Source organism: Spiroplasma endosymbiont of Polydrusus pterygomalis, assembly GCF_964030825.1.
In the GTDB taxonomy this organism is placed as follows: domain Bacteria; phylum Bacillota_I; class Bacilli_A; order Mycoplasmatales; family VBWQ01; genus Spiroplasma_E.
The window spans coordinates 282,783-299,314 of sequence record NZ_OZ034964.1; the positions used below are offsets into that span (position 1 = coordinate 282,783).

Genomic DNA, 16,532 nt, shown 5'->3' on the forward strand with positions numbered 1-16,532 from the left:
GTAACATCTTCGATCTTAAAATATTTTAAGCAACGTTTTCTATTTCTTTTTCTATTTTAGATAAATATGTTTTTAAGTTTTGATAATTGTTTTCTCAATCATTATTTTTTAGTAAATTAATAATATAATCATGAATAGTTTCATCATAATGGTCTAATATTTTATTGGAAGTTTTAATTTCAGATAGTTTTATTCAAATATCTTCATCATTATTAAAGTTTAGTAAATTACTTTTTGGTAAATCAAAAATTATTTTATATTTCTTAATATTATAGTCCTCTAAAATTAATACAATATTAGATTTTGAACCTGATTTTTTATGAATTTGGTAAATATTATTTAAAATTTGCTTTACTATTTCAATTTCTTGTGAGTAGCTATTTACATTTCTCATATCAATATAATGTAAATTAAAAGATGTTTTTGTATTTTTAATAAAGTAAAAATCTAAAAAATTCATTTCTTCAATTTTTTCATTTTTAAGGGTAAAGAAATTTGAATAATGCAAAGTTAATAATTTATCCCTAATAGGTGATCTATGATGAGGGATATTAATTATAGAAACATTTGATAGTGTTAAATCATTTATTTTATTTGGAATTTTGTTTAATAATATTGAGAGCATAGTAAAATATTGAATTATTTCAAATAATGCTGCATCAACTGATGTCATTTTTTTTGAATTTTCTTTTTCTAATTCTAATAAATATTTATCTTTAAGTATTTTTTGTCAAGATGCTTTATCATTAATAATTCTTAAAATATGTCTTTGATTACGAATTTTAATTTTCTTGTTTATATATTTATTTGTTTCATCTTTCGAACATTGTAAAATTTTATTATCTTTTAAAATTTTTAAATTATAAAATTGATAATTAACAAAGTTACTAATTTCAATTGAGTTACTTGTTATTTTTTCTAAAAATAATTGATAATGTTCAATATTTTCTTTAGGAATTTTAAAATAATCTTCAACAATTGGTTTTATAACTTTTTCATTTAAAATAATAATAAATACTACATTTGTTATATTTAAACAATGATTTTTTAAAATAGTAAATGTACTAATGATATTATCAGGTTCACATCTATCTATTTCATCAAGTACTATTAAAATTTGTTGATGATCGTTATCAATTTTAAGTTTGATTTCTTCTTCGACAAAATTAAATGGTAATTTTTTTGCAAATATTTTAAAAAATTTTAACTTAAATAATTTTTGTAAATATTTTTGATAAGAAATGCATTTACTTATTTCATTAAATAAATATTTTGAAAAATCGGTTCTTGATTGACTTTCAATTGTTGATAAGTCGATATAATAACTGTGTGATTGTTCATTTTTTTCAAATTTTTTTAAAACTTCAGACATAATAAAAGTTTTACCAGTTCCATATTCTCCTTTTATTATTAAAATATTTGTTGTATATCTTGTATTGTTTTGATGTTTAAACAAATCATTAATTTTTAATGTTATTTCTTCAATTGCATGATTATAATTTACAAAGTCATCTTTTTTATTTTTTTCTTGGAGTTCTTTTATTTCATTCTTTTTTTTCATTGTTCATTTTGTTTTAACTTTAGTTTTTTCGTAAAAAATATAGCAACAAAAAAATATAGAATATAAAATTAAAAAAAAGAATGAGATAACTATAGTTTTTCAATTTTTTACAAACATTGAAAAACTATCATGATAAATATCAAGTAATGTAAAACCTAAAATAGAAACACAAATGAAAATAAAATTCAATTATTCTTTCAGTATTTATGTTTTATTTTTAATTTACTAGGTTTATCTTTCATTTATATAGTTCTTTCTTTAAGAAATTATTGCGATGGCATTTTTAAAAATATGTTTAAAACATATGTAATTTCCTTTTCCAAGTATATTAATATTATATATTGTATTATTGATTTTTTTTAAATTATTTTAGAATGCTTTTTAATATTGATTGCTAAATTTAATTAAAAAATATATAAAAAAATCAGTATTAATTAATACTGATTTTTATTAGTTATCTTTTAGTGATAGTGCTGTTAATAATTTATGATAGGTAGTAACATCTTGGATCTTAAAATATTTTAAGAAATGTTTTCTTCTTGCTACCATTTTTAATAAACTTCTTTTCGCAGTAATATCTTTTTTTTGTACTTGTAGATGGGTTGTTAATTCTAAAATTCTTTTTGTTGAATTAATAATTTGTACTGCCGAAGAACCTGTATCTTTAGCATTTAGACGAAATTTTTTAATTAATTCGTCATATTTAATTTGTTCCATATTTTGGCAACTCTCCTTTAATGTCATTCGGCTTAAGCAAAGCTAATATCGGAGAGAATATTAACAATGTTAAGTCAGCACAATTATAATAGTACATTAATTTTAGGTTTAAAACAAGTATTTTGAAAAATATTTGACGTAGAGATAATTGCTATTTTTTCCTTTTCTAAACTTTTATTTTTTTTCATTTTCTAAATTTTTATTTTTTTTATCAAAAATTGTTACTTTACGTTCAGTATGATTAATAATTCTTTTGCAATTATCTCAATGACGAATAATAATTAATATTCACATTAAAGCAATAATGATATTAACAACATAATAATGAGTATCTTGTTGTGAAAGAAAATCATGGAGTGGCATCTTTGGTATTCATGATAAAATAAAAGCAAGTAACATCATTAACATTGAAGCAAGAGATGACATTCTACTCAAATATAAAATAAATCATCAACTAGCAATGGCAACAACACAATAAATAGGGTTAATCATTAATAATACTCCTAATGAAGAAGCAGCTCCTTTGCCACCACGAAAATGATAAAATATTGGTCAACAGTGACCAATTACTGCAGCAAGACCAGTTGGATAAATATACGCTTGACTAAACATTAATTGATAATTAGGATTAGTAATATTAATAAATGTTAAACCATATGCAATTAAGATCGGGATAGTTGGTTTAACACCATCAAGGATTAAAATAACAGCTCCTCACTTACTACCCATAACTCGTGTTGAGTTAGTGGCACCAGCATTTTTTGAATAGTATTCTCTGACATCAGTTTTAAATTTTAGGTTACTAATAATAATGGAAGGTGAGATTGAACCAATTAAATAGCCAATAATAATAAAAATGAATGTTCCTAATAAATTAATGTGTGCCATTGTTTTCTCCATTCTTATGTAAATACTTATTAATAAAATTTAAATTTATGTAAGCAAATTTTATTTTTCTCTGTTCTTATTATAATATAAATTAAAAATTATTAGTGTTAATAAGATGATATTAATTACTGTTCCAAAAATGTTAGCTGCTAATAATGGAATATTGTTAATTAAACTAGCATAAATTATGAATGATGTTAATCCTACTTGATAAATGCTATATGACATTAGTGATAAACCCTTTGTATTTTTAGTTTTAATTAATTTAATTGTTTGTGGTAAAAAGGCAATTGAAATAAAAATAGCACCTATATAGCCAACGATATCAACTGCGATATTAGACATTTTTTGCCTCCTTAGTTTTTTGTTTAATTAAATTGTTAATAATGATAGCAATGATGATGAAATTTAATGTTGCAGTAATAGTTTGGCAAGTAATCATCGGAATATCATTGCGAAGTATGCCAAATGCTAAAAAAGTAAGACCACCAATTTGATAAATACTATATGAAAAAATAGAAAGTCCTGATGTTTTTCTTGTTTTAATAGTTTTGATTGTTTGTGGTAAGAAAGCTAAAGGAATACAAATTGCTGCAATGTATCCTAATATTAGTGTAAAAGTGTTCATTTTTTCTCCTTTTAATTATTTTAATTCATTATAAATATTATAATAAATTAAAGCAAAAATAAATATTTTTTTTATTTTAAACAATAAAAAATGTGTTTAATAACACATCATTAACTTATTTTTCTTCATCTTTAATAAAACAATTATTGCATAAAGATTTTCCTTTTTTTGTCACAAGGATATCGAAAGGAGTAAACATATCTTCACAATCCATACATTTTTTATTTTTTGCTAAGAAAATATCAGTTTTATTGTTATTTTTTTTGAATCACATTGGCTTATCCTTTCTGGTTTTAATTTAAATAAGTGTGTTAATTAACACACTTATTTAGCGCAATCTTTGCATAAAGTTTTACTATCTGCTGTTTTAGTAAACTCAGATGCATCTTTCATCTTATCACAACCATCACATTTTTTTTGTTCGTTAGGCGCTCCATTTTTATCCTTTTTTTTAAATGGTCACATGTAGATAACTTCCTTTCCAACTATCATAATTATCTTTCTTTAATTATAACAAATTTTATTTTTTCTATTGTATTAAATATTTGATGGTTGGCTTTATTAACTTTTGTTAAATTGTTGTTCAATTTTAAGAGTATTACTTTTAATTTCTTCAATTTCTTTAACATCAGTTATTCTATTAAATAAGTGAAAAAGCATATAGTTTAATTCTTTGGGTTTATGAAAATGATCTTTGAAAAAAATTATTGCTTCATCAATAGTTGTCATTAGTAATAATGCTTGTTTAGTATCAATACTATTATTTTGTAATGGTATACGGATAAGTGTTGGCAACTGACTAACAAAAGTATAGTCTTCTAAAGCTTTTTCTTGTTGTGCATAATAAAAAATTTGAAAAACGCTAGTTTTAGCATCAATTGTTTTAAGGGCAGTTTTTACTGCTGTCACTTGTGAATTTAGCATATTTTTAATTAATAAAGTAATGAAAATGGTAATTATGCCAATTGGTAGGATAATTGATAAAATTAAATCTAAATTAACGTTAAATTTTTGGGCAAATACTGATTTTAATAAAGTATATCCATTTTGAAATAATATAACTGATGAGAATAAAGCAAAATTTGGTGTTTTTCATCATTTATGCATAATTAAAATTTCTGTTTTAATTTTTAAAATATATCAAAAAAAGTAAGAAGTTAATACTAAGATTACACCATAAATTAAAACAATAAGAGTTGTTAGAAAATTAAAAAAACTAAAAACAATTGCTAAGTTAACTATAAAACCTAAATACATTTTAATATCATAAATTGGATAATCATTAGTAAATTGAGTTGTTAAACCATATTTTTTTTGGAAAGCTCTTCTTCGATAAAGTTTAATAATAATAACAATGTAAAAAATTAAAGCAATTAAAGCAATTAAAATGGTAATAAAAATATATGAATAAGCAGTATTAATACTATTTGATCGTTGTGTTCATGCTGCTTTTCAATCACTTATTGCAACATTATTATTGTTTTGTGAAAAAACAAATAACATTAATGAGAAATCAATTAATGGGTAATAAATATCCATTAAATTTTTATATAAAGCAGTTTTTTCTGCATCATTAGTTGCATTAGCAATATCGTTTAGGATTTTATCGACTCCTTTTTCATTATTAATTGTTATTCTTTCATTTAAAAATAAAATTAATGCTGTCATTAATAATGCAATAAATATTATTCAAAAAAATAATAAGGCAAAATATTGTGCTCCTAAAAAATTACGTGGTCGTAATTTTTCTGTTAATTTATTTTTTTGCTTTTCCAAAACTGATTCCTCCTTAAAATAAACGATTAAACTAGTTACTTAAATTATAGCACTAATTAAAATACACTCATTAATGGTAATAATTATCAAATATTACTTTAAATTTTTTATAAAATTGTATAATTAATTTAGTTATTAAAAGTGAATTATCACCTAAGAAGTACCTTAAAGTAGCAAATAGTATTGATATGACTTATAGTGATATTAAGTTTATTGATTTAGATAACTTAAATAATATTTTAAAGAAAAAATAAACTTAAAAAATAAAATATGATATTCTAATTAAAACTTAATGTAAGTTTTTTTGTTTTAGAAAATGAAGAGGAAAATAAATGTGAAAATAATAATTGGTGATAAGCAATTAAAAAATATTATAAGCAGTGATTTACGAAATTTTTGAATTAATTGAACAGAATATAAAATTTTAATTAATAAAAATAAAATTTTAGAGAATAATGAATTTGAAAGCGAATTAATTAAAAATATTAATTTTCTTAATTGCTTAAAATCTGAATTAAATATAAATAATATTTTAAATATTGAATTTAGAAAAATTGTTGAAAAAGAAATATGTCATCAATTTATTGAATGGAACTGTAAGCTTTTCACCTTTGTATTTTGATGAAAAGTTAAAGCAAAAGATAATAGATGATTATAATAAAGATATTAAATTTTTTCAAATTAAAAACAAAAGAAACAAATAATTTAATTATTGATATAATTAAATATAAGGAGAAAATGATGAAAATTAAAATTATTAATAATGTTACAATGTTAGAACAAGCATTTTTAATTAGAAAAAAAGTTTTTGTTGATGAGCAAAACGTTCCACTTGCTGAAGAGATAGATGAATTTGAAGAAATGGCTACTCATTTTTAGTTTTTAGTGATAATAATATACCAATAGCTACTAGTAGAATGCGAAATGTTGCTGGTAAAGCAAAGATTGAAAGAGTGTGTGTGTTAGCAGAGTATCGTAAATTTCATATTGGTAAAAAGTTAATGGAGTTTATGGAAAAATTGGCAATCGAAAATAACTTTAAAGTTATAATTCTTTGTGTTCAAATCCAAGCATTAAATTTTTATAAAAGTTTAGGTTATCAAGTTTGTTCAGTACCATTTTTAGATGCTGGCATTAAGCATCTAATAAAAATGGAGAAAAAAATATAATATTAATATATAAATTTAAAAATTACTTTGATAGTTTTATTTAATAGTTTGTGATAATAGGATGTTAAAAGTTATTTTTTAACATTTAATGCTTGATTTTATTAATTGTTTTTAAATGTAAAAAATATATAATGAAAATAACTTTTGAAAAAATAATATTTTAAATCCACTATTTTGTTTAAAATAACGAAAAGAGATAAATCTATTTGTTTGAATTAAAGAAATATTAATAATAAATGTAAATACTAATTTAAAATAAAAGAAAAAAGGAAAGAAGAATGCTTACTTCACTATTTTTCGCTAACAATTTTAATATAATAAAATTAAAATATTATTACAACATAAAAATTTGGTTTTTTTATTTATTATTGATAAAAAAATTGAATTAGTTAAAGAACAGTTAAGTTTATTAGCAAAACAAAAACAATATTACTTAAATAATATGTTTATTTAATTTATGGTTTCTAATTGATTTTTACATACAAGTAAAAATTTTACATAATTTTGTGGTTTTTGCAAATGTTTATATTTGATAATGGTAAAAGTATTTAATATGATCAATTATTTTCTACAAAAATTAAAAGAGACAATTACTGACATCTATTTAAAATCATTATATAATTTCAATAATTAAGTTAGTAATACTTAAAAGGAGTAAATTTATATCACTTTAAATAGTTTTAAAGCTATAAATTTTGTTGAAGAAGTAAATATTGATGTTAACATGATAGAAAAACAAAAATTAAAAGAAAAAGATGAAAACCTTGATCAAGAATTAAGAGAATAAAATCGTAATGGCAAAAACGGTTATATTTTGTCTGGAAAAAAGAATAAAACAATAAAACCACCTTTTGATGATATTACAATTAAAGCATCTCGTTTTGTTATTAAAATATTCTAAAGCATTTATTCCTTGTTATATAGTATTTTCATTATTTTATGTTTAAAGTAATTAATTAAAAATTAATTTTAATAAAAAAATAAATTATTTTGGGAAATTTTCACTCGATAACTAATAGGAAATTAACACTAAATAATGACAAAAAAATATAATAGACGAATTAATATAACGGATAGATTTTCTAACTTCAAACAATAAAACTAGCAAATCTAAATATTTGTTACTTTAATTATATCATAAAAAAATAAAATATGTAATCATATTTAATTTAATTAATATAAAAATTCTAATTTATTAAAATTAGTTTTTAAAAAAATTAAATTTTAAAAAATTAAATTCTATTATTTAAATAATTAACTTTTGCCATTAACATATTATTTAATGTTTTATAATTATAAGTTTTTGCACCTTTAGTTTGAGATTTAACTAAATGAAATATATCACTTTCAGCACTACAACCTATATTTCAACTAGCAGATTGATTAATAATACCTTGTTTATTATTTTTAAAAATATTTAAAGTTTTTTTATTAACTTTAGTTTTTATTAAAAATATTATTAATTCATCATATTGACTATTAATAAAATAATTTTTAGCAATTTTATAATTATTATATTTTTCTTTATTTAATGTTAATTTTCTACCTAAATTATTAGGTCTATATTCATTTCATAAATATTTTAAAGCATGATATTTATCAAAAACATAATAAGCACCTAAATATTTTGCTAAATTTTTAATTCATCCAGCACCATCACCTGCTACCACTAATTTTGGATTATAAAAATCATAATATTTTATTAATCCTTTTCAAGTACTTTCCACAGTAGGATTATCTTCAAAATAATCTTGTCTAGGATTAGATTTATAATTAAACATAAAATTATATTTTTTATTTAATAATTTATTACGATTTTTACTTATTTGTTTTTTACCAGTATTATATGAAATACTTCTAATTTTTTGTAATTTTCTTTTTTTATTTTTATTTCAAACTGGTACAAAACAATCATCAACATTAATATAAATATATTCATTATCTTTTACCTTAATTTTTTCTTGTGGTAATATTTCTTTAATTTTTATATTTTTATGAATTTTACTAATTGTAACTTTTGAAACATAAGTATATTTAAAAATATCTTGTATATCTTGATAATTTTTCTTTTTTCCCAAATATGATATTATTTCTTCTTTTAATCAATTAATAATTTTTGCTCTTTTATCAATATTAAACTCTTCATAAACGGGATAATAATATTCTTTATTTAATTTATCTCAATAAACTCTTTGATTAAAAATTATTTTACCAAATTCAAAAATAATACTACGATTACATTTTTTAGCAACTAAATATCTATTTTTATTTCTAGTTTGAAAAAAATATTCATTAAAATCATGGATTTTATTAACATGATTTGTTATAATTCTATTAATTTCATATTCTAAATTATTTTTATAATTAAACATTTTTTAACGCCTTTCTATTTATTTTTTATCTCACTATTTTAACAAATTTATTAATTTATTATTGAAAAAATGTTTAATTTAAAGTATAATTTTAAAGAACGATTGAAATAACTAGCAAATCTATTGCAACGTTTAAAGATAACTTTTATTAGTTATCTTTTCTTTTTTATATAATCTAAATGTTATAATATTATTATTAATAATGATTTTAAAAGGTGATAATATGCCAAAACAAAGAAAAGAATTAGGAAATTATAAAGAAAAAATACAAGAATATTTAAGAGAAAATAAAGATAATTTAAAAAAATGTACTAAACAAGAATTAAATTATATTTTAAATGTTGATAATAAATATATATTTGATTGCCGAAGAAGAGCGACAAAATGACAAAAAGATTTTATTAAAGAATATGATAAAGCATGTCTTAAAATAGGAATAGCAAGATTAAAAAATGTAACTAAAGTTGCACAATATGAATGATTATATTTAAGAACAAATCATAGAGATATGTTTGATGATTTAATAGATAATCAAATTATAGAAACAAATAATAGTAATATAATTATTAATATTTCTGAACCTAGAAAAATAGAAAATAATGATTAAAAATCTATAATAAATATAGGTTTTTTTCTTTATTTTAAAGGGAAAAATGATATAATTTAATAAAGTGAATATGTTAAATAACATATATAAAAGTGACCTATTAACCAAGTGAAATAATAAAAATTTAACAAAAGGGAGATTAAAAGTATGAGTGATTTTACTTTTGATGAAAAAGAGAATTATAGTTTAGATGATGTTAAAAATTTACTAAAACAACATAGAAATGTAGTATATGCTGAAAGTAAAAAAGATATTGAACCTAAATTAACTAAATTAAGTGAATATGAAACAAAATTAAAAGAATATGAAAATAAAATTAATAGTTTTGAAGAGCAACAATTATTTTCAAATATTAAAGATACTAAAAAAGTTAATTTAATTAAAAATTTAATGAGTACTGATAATTATAAATCTTTATCAAAACAAGAAGCATTTAATAAAATAAATGAAGATTATAAAGATTTTTTAATTGATAAAACAGAACCTATTAAACAAGAAAATAAACCTAATTCAAATGATTTTAATCCTAAAACTCTTTTAGATTTACATATAAATAGTATTAATCCAGAAGAATTAGAAAGAAAATTAAATGAAAAAGCAAAAACTACAGGTATTACTGACCGTAACGAATTAGAAAAACTTGTAAATTTAGCAAGAGGAAATGCACTTCAATCTATTAAATAGAAAGAGGATAAAATGGCAATTCCACAAATACCTAAAGCATTTATTATTGGTGGTAATTCTCCTACTGAAAATGCTGTTTTAAGTGTACTTGAAGCACAAGTTCGTGGTGAATTAACTGCTGAATTAAGTACTTTATTTATGAGAAATACTGTTACTGCTGACCAAATAGCAAATATTAGTGGTGTAGCAATGGCAATATATAGAGTAACTGTTCGTGTCTTATGAGGTTCAATATGAGATGAATTTACTGGTACTAAAAGACAAAAAGGAACAGTTAAAACAACAACATTAATTATTGATAAAGAATTAACAATTGATTTTAATATTCCAGAATTTGATATTGAAAGATTTATGACTTCACCAGCAAATGTAGCAACACAAATTGTTTCAAATTGAACAAGTTCATTTATGAGAAATTTAAGAGAAAATTTTGAATTAATATTTTTACAAGGTACAAAAGATTATGCAATTGCTAAATCATTAGTATTACCTTTAAATTTAAATAATATGACTAAAGAACAAGCATTAAATGCTTATTATACAATTGGAGAAAGAAATAATAAATTAATTAAAAAAGTAGATGATATTACAGTTGGTATTAATAAAGCAGATTTAACTGGTGCTTGTGGTATTGATAGTAGTTTTAATTTAGCAAAAGCATTTACATTATTAAATTATGGACAAATTGCTGCAAATACTTTAGCAACTGGTAAAAGATATACAAATCAAATTATGGGTATGGAATTTTATGAAAGTTTTTATTTAGAACAAGATTTTATTCATGATACTGTTTCTGGTATGCATTTAGAAAAAGATTATAAATTATTAAATTTATTTGGAATAGTTTATAACAGATATATGTGAGGTATGCCTATTTCATTTACAAAAGTAAGAAATAAATTAGATAATGCTACAGATAATATTCGTATTATTGGTAAAGCATTATATTCATTACCTGCAGCAATAAGACCTAATTTAATGTATATAATTCAAGAAAAAATGCCAACAGTAGATGAAATTAAAGAAGCAAGAACAAAAAATTATAAAGTTGATGCAACTAATATTAATGCTACTTATCAAAGTACTGATTATGATAATATGAATATTTTAGATTTACAAGATGTTATTTATTATAAAAATTTAGGAAAAATTACTATGGCTGGTGCAACTCCTACTAATGATGAATTAGAAACTGTAATAGTAAATATTGGTAATAATGGTTATGAAAAAGGTAAAGTAACATTTAGTAATATTACATCAACAAGTGCTACTATGACTGGTGATAATAAAGATTATTATGGAACAGTAAAATTAGAATTTACTAAAAAATAATTATGGAATATATTTATAAATATTTTGATGAAAAAGCACATATTACTATTTATTCATCTAAACCAGAAGATTTAACTACAAGTAATGATATAAGAGCAATTTTATTAGATGAATATCCTAAATTAAGAAATGATTATTTTATTGTCAGTGATGTACATGATAATTATGCTATATGTGTAGGAGATAATATTCATTGTCAAGGAACAGTTAGAATTCAAATTAAAAAACAAACTAATTTAAAGGATGTTAAAAATGCCACATGTTGAGAATACACAATCAAATAATTATACTTTATTAAAAATAATACGTTCTTCAATAAGTCCATTATCTGGTATGATAGGTATTTCTGCATATTATGGTCAACTTATAGGTAATCCAGTGTTAGGTAGTATTAATTCTTTATTATTTGGTAAAAAATTAGGTTTAGATATTTGAAACTTGAATCAAAAACCAACCACTAAAACTAAATTAATTAATAGTAGTAAAAAAATATTATTAGGATTAGGAACAATTGGTTTAACAAATTATAGTAAATTTACTAACTCTTCCATTAATCCTAATCCAACAGAAAATCCAATTACTACAACAACAGTAGACCCTTTTCCACCAGATTTATTATTTAGTAATAATGATAAACAATCTTTTATGGATTGGGATACATATATTAGTTTAAATGCTTATGGTATATCAAACCTTATTAATGGAATTACTGAATTAATACCTAATAAATTTGAAACTATTAGAAAAATAGCAAATATGGCAACTGGTGGTTGCTTGATTAGTAGTGGAGTTGCGATGGGGATTAATAATGATTTTAATAATGCTTATGCAGTACCTACTATTGTTGCTGGAATAAGTGAAATTATTCATAATTTATTACCTATGGAAACAAATCATAGTATAGAAATGCAAGAAACTAGTTTTACAAATGAAACAGCAAGATTAATAAATAATGACAATAGATTTACTATTAATAGTGAAACAACTAGTCAATATGGTAGTGATAATATGAGTGAAGTTAATATTAATGCAAATTTAGAATTTGATGAAAATTATTATCATTTATAAGAATTAAATTATGTTACCTTTAATTATTAGAATTATCTATTCTGCATTAGAAACTAATGATATTAGAACTGCAATTATTAGTTTATTAAAGTTATATAGTAAAAATCAAAGTTTAAAATCAGTTTTAGATAGTGAAAATGTTAGTGAAGAAGAACTTGGACAACCATATTCAACGTTTAATCCAAATATTATTAAAAAACTTTTATCAATTTTAAAACCTAATGAATTAACTGAATTAAAAACTCAATTAGATAAATTAGTATTTAAACCTATAAAAAAAGTTAATAATTTGTTTAAAGAAGATAAAAAAGATATTAATGGTAAAAATATAGAAAAAGATAATAAAGATGATAAAGGTTGAGTAATATTATCAAGTTCATGATTTAAAAAAGGTTTATTTTATAAATCTAATCAATCATTAAAAGTAGGAATATTACAAGGTTTATTTCAAAGTGATACAAGTAAAAATAAACGTTGATATGGTGTATATACTTATCCAAATGTACCAGAAGAAACTTGAAATTTAATGAAAGTTCAAAAAGGTAAAAATGGTAATGGTGCTGGTACAATATTTTGAAGATATTTTTTAAGAAGTTGATTACCAAGTCAAATTCGTAAATATGTAAAGAAACAACTTAAAGAACAGAAAAGTATTACTAAAGGAAGAAAAAGTTATTATATTTTACAAGCAAAAAATATTAATGTTTTAAAAACAACTGCATTTATTAATAAATTAGAACGTGGATTTTTTAAACTTAAAGAATTTAAAACTTTACCAAAAACTGAATTAGGTAGTAGAGCATGAAAAGTAGAAAGAAAAGAATATTTAACTTTTCATAAAACTAATAATTTAAATAAAAATATTGGTATTTCAATTTATAAAAATAAAAGTAAATATAAAACATGAAAGTAGGTGCTAATTATTATTGAATTAGATAAACCAATTAAACCAATTGGGATATGAAATACTATTAATCCAATTTCAAAAGATAATAAAGAATATAAAAGATTAAATAAGATTTGATTTAATAAAAATAGTACTCATATAGATAAAATAAAAATATTAATATCAAATATTTTAAAAATAACTAGTCATATTATAGGTATATTAATAACATTATTTTTTACAATAACACCATGATTAATACCTAAAATACCAATAGCAATAGGAATAGGTAATTATACTAATCAATATAATTTTACTTGACCAGACCATTTAATATTAACTTTATTTCCTATGTTTGGTCATATTGGTTTAAATCTTATTACTAAATTAGGGAATTATGGAAAATTAATTAAATATGCATTAATAACTATACCAATTATTATTACAAGTCCATATTTAATATATCAATATAAAAATATTAAAAAACATAAAAAAGAATGTAATTTATGTAAACAACATTCAAATAAAATACAATTGGAGGAATAAAAAAATGAATTTTTCAATAGAATTAATATCAGCAATAATAGGTGGAGCAGTAGCTAGTGGTATATTTATCACAGTAGCATTTCTATTATTTGGTAAATCAATTAAAAAATCAAAACAATCTAATTTAGCAAAAGAATTAAAACGTAATAAAGAATTAGAATTTATTACAGCAAATATTAAACAATTAAATAATCATTTACAATTAGAAACTACATCAACTGCTAAATTACTTGATAGTTTTAATGTAAATAAAGAACAAGTAGACAATTTTGTTTTAGTACAAAAATCTAAAAAGAAAGAATTATCAGAAAAAGATAAACAAAAAGCAACTAAATTTAAAATTTAAAGGGTTTAAATACCCTTTATTTTACATTAAGGAGTAAATTATTATGGCTATTAAAGACCCAATTTTATTTATAACAGTTGAAGAATTTAAAAATTCTAAATATTTTAATGAATTATTATTTGATAAAGTTACTACTCCAGATAATGAAATTTGATTTGCAATATCTGTAGCAAGTAGTAATATTGATTATTTAAGTGGTTTTACTATTTCAAAAAAATGACCAGAAATAACACCAACTGATTTTACAGATAATATACAAACAGCAACTACTCATTATGTTAGATTTTTATTAACTAAAGATGTTGATTATTTACGTGGTCAAGGTTCAATTAGTCAAGGTGGATTAACTTATAGTGAAACTAATCCAGATGACCCTTATTTTATACCACCAGAAGTATTTAATTATTTAAGAAAAATTAAAGAATATCCAAATATTAAAGGTTTTAATTTAAAAGGTATAGAACCACAAAAAAATAATTGATTTAATAAATTTATTTCAAATTGTGGTGAAGATAGTCCATTAAATGCATATATACCATATACTAATATACAATCATTAGATTCTAGAACTAAAATTACTATTACTCATCCACAAAATATGTTAAGACCAATTGTTAATATTGATACTAGGGGTATTAATACAAGTACTACAGTACCAGAATTTAAAAGCCCAAAAGAAACTATTGATATTAAATATGATAAAGAAAATCATGTAGTTAATAGTGATATTAGTAATAAAATTATTGAAGAAAGAATATTTACTAATTTTTTAAATAAAAAAATAACTGAACACTTAGCAGATATTTTAAATCCAAATAATAAATGAAAACATGTTGAGTATAAATATGATTTTCATTTTGATGAATATACTGATTATACTTTATTACCTAAAAAATATGCAGATGATAAATTACAATATAAATTAACTGCTGGAAATAATATTACTATTAAAGATAATATTATTAGTGCTTCTGGTGGTGGTAATGTTGATGAAGATAGAATATTTAATAATAAAACAGATAAAGAAAATGCAACTAATTTAGTTAATAATGTCATTAAAATTGGAGTTACAAAAACTACATATTATAATAACCCATTTGTTACTGATGATTTAGATATTCCAGATAAAAAATATGTAGATGATGAAATTATAAAAGTAAAAGATTTAATTAAAAAATTAGTAGTATGAAAAACAATTGGTGAAAGAATTGATGATAGAACATGAAGTAATTTTTCACCTAGTTTACATGCTCTTTATCGTGTATTTTTAATTAGTGAAACAAGTGTCCCTTTACAAAATGGTTATAAAGAAGTTATCTTTTTTACATCAGCAAGTGCTATTGGTACAGGTACTTATCGTATTACTTCTAGAAAAATAGGTAATAGTGATGCTTCATTAAATATGATTTATGATAATACAAAATGAACATTAAAATTAAATGGGGGAGATACTGGGGGAGCAATATATAGGCTGGAAGAATTAAAAGCAGATGATTTGTATGAAATTAAAAGTACTACATTAGAAATAAAATCACCAGAAATAGTAGATATTGAGAAACCTATAAAAATTGATTCAAAAACTTTATTAACAAAAGAAATTAGAGAAAATGAATGAGAAATAAATTTAAAAGAAAGTCCAACACCAACACCTTATCCAAAATGAAAAGATGTAGCAATATCATTAAGTGGTAATTCTATTTCTTCTTATCAATTAAAATCAAATACATTTTATAAAATATTTTATGATTTGAATCCTTTTAGTCTGAGTACATTTGGCAAAACTCCAACACAAACAATAGAAATATTTTGACAACCACAAACATCATCAAATTGAGTATGTTTTCTTCCAAGTTTAAAAAGAATTTCATATATTAATATTGTAAATAATAAATTAATAAAATTAATAACTGATCAAGGTTATTTATGAAAATTACAAGAATTACAGGAATAAG

The 16,532-nt window shown here is 21.1% G+C and carries 21 protein-coding genes; 12 read left to right on the forward strand and 9 right to left on the reverse strand.

Annotation, left to right across the window (positions count from 1 at the left end):
* Positions 1-25 precede the first annotated feature (25 nt).
* The 8 genes from ACQH25_RS01370 to ACQH25_RS01405 all read right to left on the reverse strand — a co-directional run bounded on the left by ACQH25_RS01370 (position 26) and on the right by ACQH25_RS01405 (position 5,570).
* Positions 26-1,561 (reverse strand): P-loop NTPase fold protein, encoded by a 1,536-nt coding sequence (locus tag ACQH25_RS01370; protein ID WP_425381488.1) that lies wholly within the window; start codon positions 1,559-1,561, stop codon positions 26-28.
* Between the two features lie 450 nt (positions 1,562-2,011).
* The gene (rpsO, locus tag ACQH25_RS01375) at positions 2,012-2,278 is read right to left on the reverse strand and encodes a 30S ribosomal protein S15 (protein ID WP_425381489.1); all 267 of its coding nucleotides are present in this window, start codon (positions 2,276-2,278) and stop codon (positions 2,012-2,014) included.
* 174 nt (positions 2,279-2,452) lie between these two features.
* Positions 2,453-3,166, reverse strand: coding sequence for a glycerol-3-phosphate 1-O-acyltransferase PlsY (gene plsY, locus ACQH25_RS01380; protein ID WP_425381490.1), 714 nt, complete (start codon positions 3,164-3,166; stop codon positions 2,453-2,455).
* A 60-nt stretch (positions 3,167-3,226) separates the two neighbouring features.
* On the reverse strand, positions 3,227-3,511 hold the full coding sequence (locus tag ACQH25_RS01385) for a SemiSWEET family sugar transporter (protein ID WP_425381491.1): 285 nt from the start codon (positions 3,509-3,511) through the stop codon (positions 3,227-3,229).
* Complete coding sequence (locus ACQH25_RS01390) at positions 3,504-3,794, reverse strand: SemiSWEET family sugar transporter (protein WP_425381492.1); 291 nt, start codon at positions 3,792-3,794, stop codon at positions 3,504-3,506. Before ACQH25_RS01390 ends, ACQH25_RS01385 begins: the two co-directional genes overlap by 8 nt.
* Before the next feature lie 115 nt (positions 3,795-3,909).
* Complete coding sequence (locus tag ACQH25_RS01395) at positions 3,910-4,068, reverse strand: hypothetical protein (RefSeq protein WP_425381493.1); 159 nt, start codon at positions 4,066-4,068, stop codon at positions 3,910-3,912.
* A gap of 50 nt (positions 4,069-4,118) precedes the next feature.
* Positions 4,119-4,286, reverse strand: a complete 168-nt coding sequence (locus ACQH25_RS01400; RefSeq protein ID WP_425381494.1) for a hypothetical protein — start codon at positions 4,284-4,286, stop codon at positions 4,119-4,121.
* A 69-nt stretch (positions 4,287-4,355) separates the two neighbouring features.
* Positions 4,356-5,570 carry a hypothetical protein gene (locus ACQH25_RS01405; RefSeq protein ID WP_425381495.1) on the reverse strand — a complete coding sequence of 405 codons (1,215 nt, stop codon included), beginning with the start codon at positions 5,568-5,570 and terminating at the stop codon, positions 4,356-4,358.
* Between the two features lie 334 nt (positions 5,571-5,904).
* Here ACQH25_RS01405 and ACQH25_RS01410 point away from each other — a divergent pair, with 334 nt between their 5' ends.
* The 3 genes from ACQH25_RS01410 to ACQH25_RS01420 all read left to right on the forward strand — a co-directional run bounded on the left by ACQH25_RS01410 (position 5,905) and on the right by ACQH25_RS01420 (position 6,739).
* On the forward strand, positions 5,905-6,228 hold the full coding sequence (locus ACQH25_RS01410) for a hypothetical protein (RefSeq protein WP_425381496.1): 324 nt from the start codon (positions 5,905-5,907) through the stop codon (positions 6,226-6,228).
* 83 nt (positions 6,229-6,311) lie between these two features.
* Positions 6,312-6,449 carry a hypothetical protein gene (locus tag ACQH25_RS01415; protein ID WP_425381497.1) on the forward strand — a complete coding sequence of 46 codons (138 nt, stop codon included), beginning with the start codon at positions 6,312-6,314 and terminating at the stop codon, positions 6,447-6,449.
* A gap of 38 nt (positions 6,450-6,487) precedes the next feature.
* Positions 6,488-6,739 carry a GNAT family N-acetyltransferase gene (locus tag ACQH25_RS01420; protein WP_425381498.1) on the forward strand — a complete coding sequence of 84 codons (252 nt, stop codon included), beginning with the start codon at positions 6,488-6,490 and terminating at the stop codon, positions 6,737-6,739.
* A 1,232-nt stretch (positions 6,740-7,971) separates the two neighbouring features.
* Here the strand turns inward: ACQH25_RS01420 and ACQH25_RS01425 are convergent.
* Positions 7,972-9,111, reverse strand: coding sequence for an Mbov_0401 family ICE element transposase-like protein (locus ACQH25_RS01425; protein ID WP_425381499.1), 1,140 nt, complete (start codon positions 9,109-9,111; stop codon positions 7,972-7,974).
* A 223-nt stretch (positions 9,112-9,334) separates the two neighbouring features.
* On the opposite strand from ACQH25_RS01425, the gene ACQH25_RS01430 reads away from it, so the two are divergent.
* From ACQH25_RS01430 to ACQH25_RS01470, 9 genes are all read left to right on the forward strand, one after another.
* The gene (locus ACQH25_RS01430; protein WP_425381500.1) at positions 9,335-9,718 is read left to right on the forward strand and encodes a hypothetical protein; all 384 of its coding nucleotides are present in this window, start codon (positions 9,335-9,337) and stop codon (positions 9,716-9,718) included.
* Between the two features lie 147 nt (positions 9,719-9,865).
* The gene (locus tag ACQH25_RS01435; RefSeq protein ID WP_425381501.1) at positions 9,866-10,402 is read left to right on the forward strand and encodes a hypothetical protein; all 537 of its coding nucleotides are present in this window, start codon (positions 9,866-9,868) and stop codon (positions 10,400-10,402) included.
* Positions 10,403-10,414: 12 nt separating this feature from the next.
* Positions 10,415-11,734, forward strand: coding sequence for a hypothetical protein (locus tag ACQH25_RS01440; protein ID WP_425381502.1), 1,320 nt, complete (start codon positions 10,415-10,417; stop codon positions 11,732-11,734).
* A 2-nt stretch (positions 11,735-11,736) separates the two neighbouring features.
* Positions 11,737-12,018 (forward strand): hypothetical protein, encoded by a 282-nt coding sequence (locus ACQH25_RS01445; RefSeq protein ID WP_425381503.1) that lies wholly within the window; start codon positions 11,737-11,739, stop codon positions 12,016-12,018.
* A complete protein-coding gene (locus ACQH25_RS01450; RefSeq protein ID WP_425381504.1) occupies positions 11,987-12,802 on the forward strand; it encodes a hypothetical protein in 816 nt (271 codons plus the stop codon). Before ACQH25_RS01445 ends, ACQH25_RS01450 begins: the two co-directional genes overlap by 32 nt.
* A 10-nt stretch (positions 12,803-12,812) precedes the next feature.
* Positions 12,813-13,715, forward strand: coding sequence for a hypothetical protein (locus tag ACQH25_RS01455; RefSeq protein WP_425381505.1), 903 nt, complete (start codon positions 12,813-12,815; stop codon positions 13,713-13,715).
* Entirely contained in the window at positions 13,716-14,234 is a 519-nt protein-coding gene (locus ACQH25_RS01460) for a hypothetical protein (RefSeq protein ID WP_425381506.1), read from the forward strand.
* Between the two features lie 4 nt (positions 14,235-14,238).
* On the forward strand, positions 14,239-14,580 hold the full coding sequence (locus tag ACQH25_RS01465) for a hypothetical protein (protein ID WP_425381507.1): 342 nt from the start codon (positions 14,239-14,241) through the stop codon (positions 14,578-14,580).
* A 43-nt stretch (positions 14,581-14,623) separates the two neighbouring features.
* Positions 14,624-16,531: a hypothetical protein gene (locus ACQH25_RS01470; RefSeq protein ID WP_425381508.1), complete on the forward strand. Its 1,908-nt coding sequence runs from the start codon at positions 14,624-14,626 to the stop codon at positions 16,529-16,531.
* The last annotated feature ends 1 nt before the right edge of the window (position 16,532 follow it).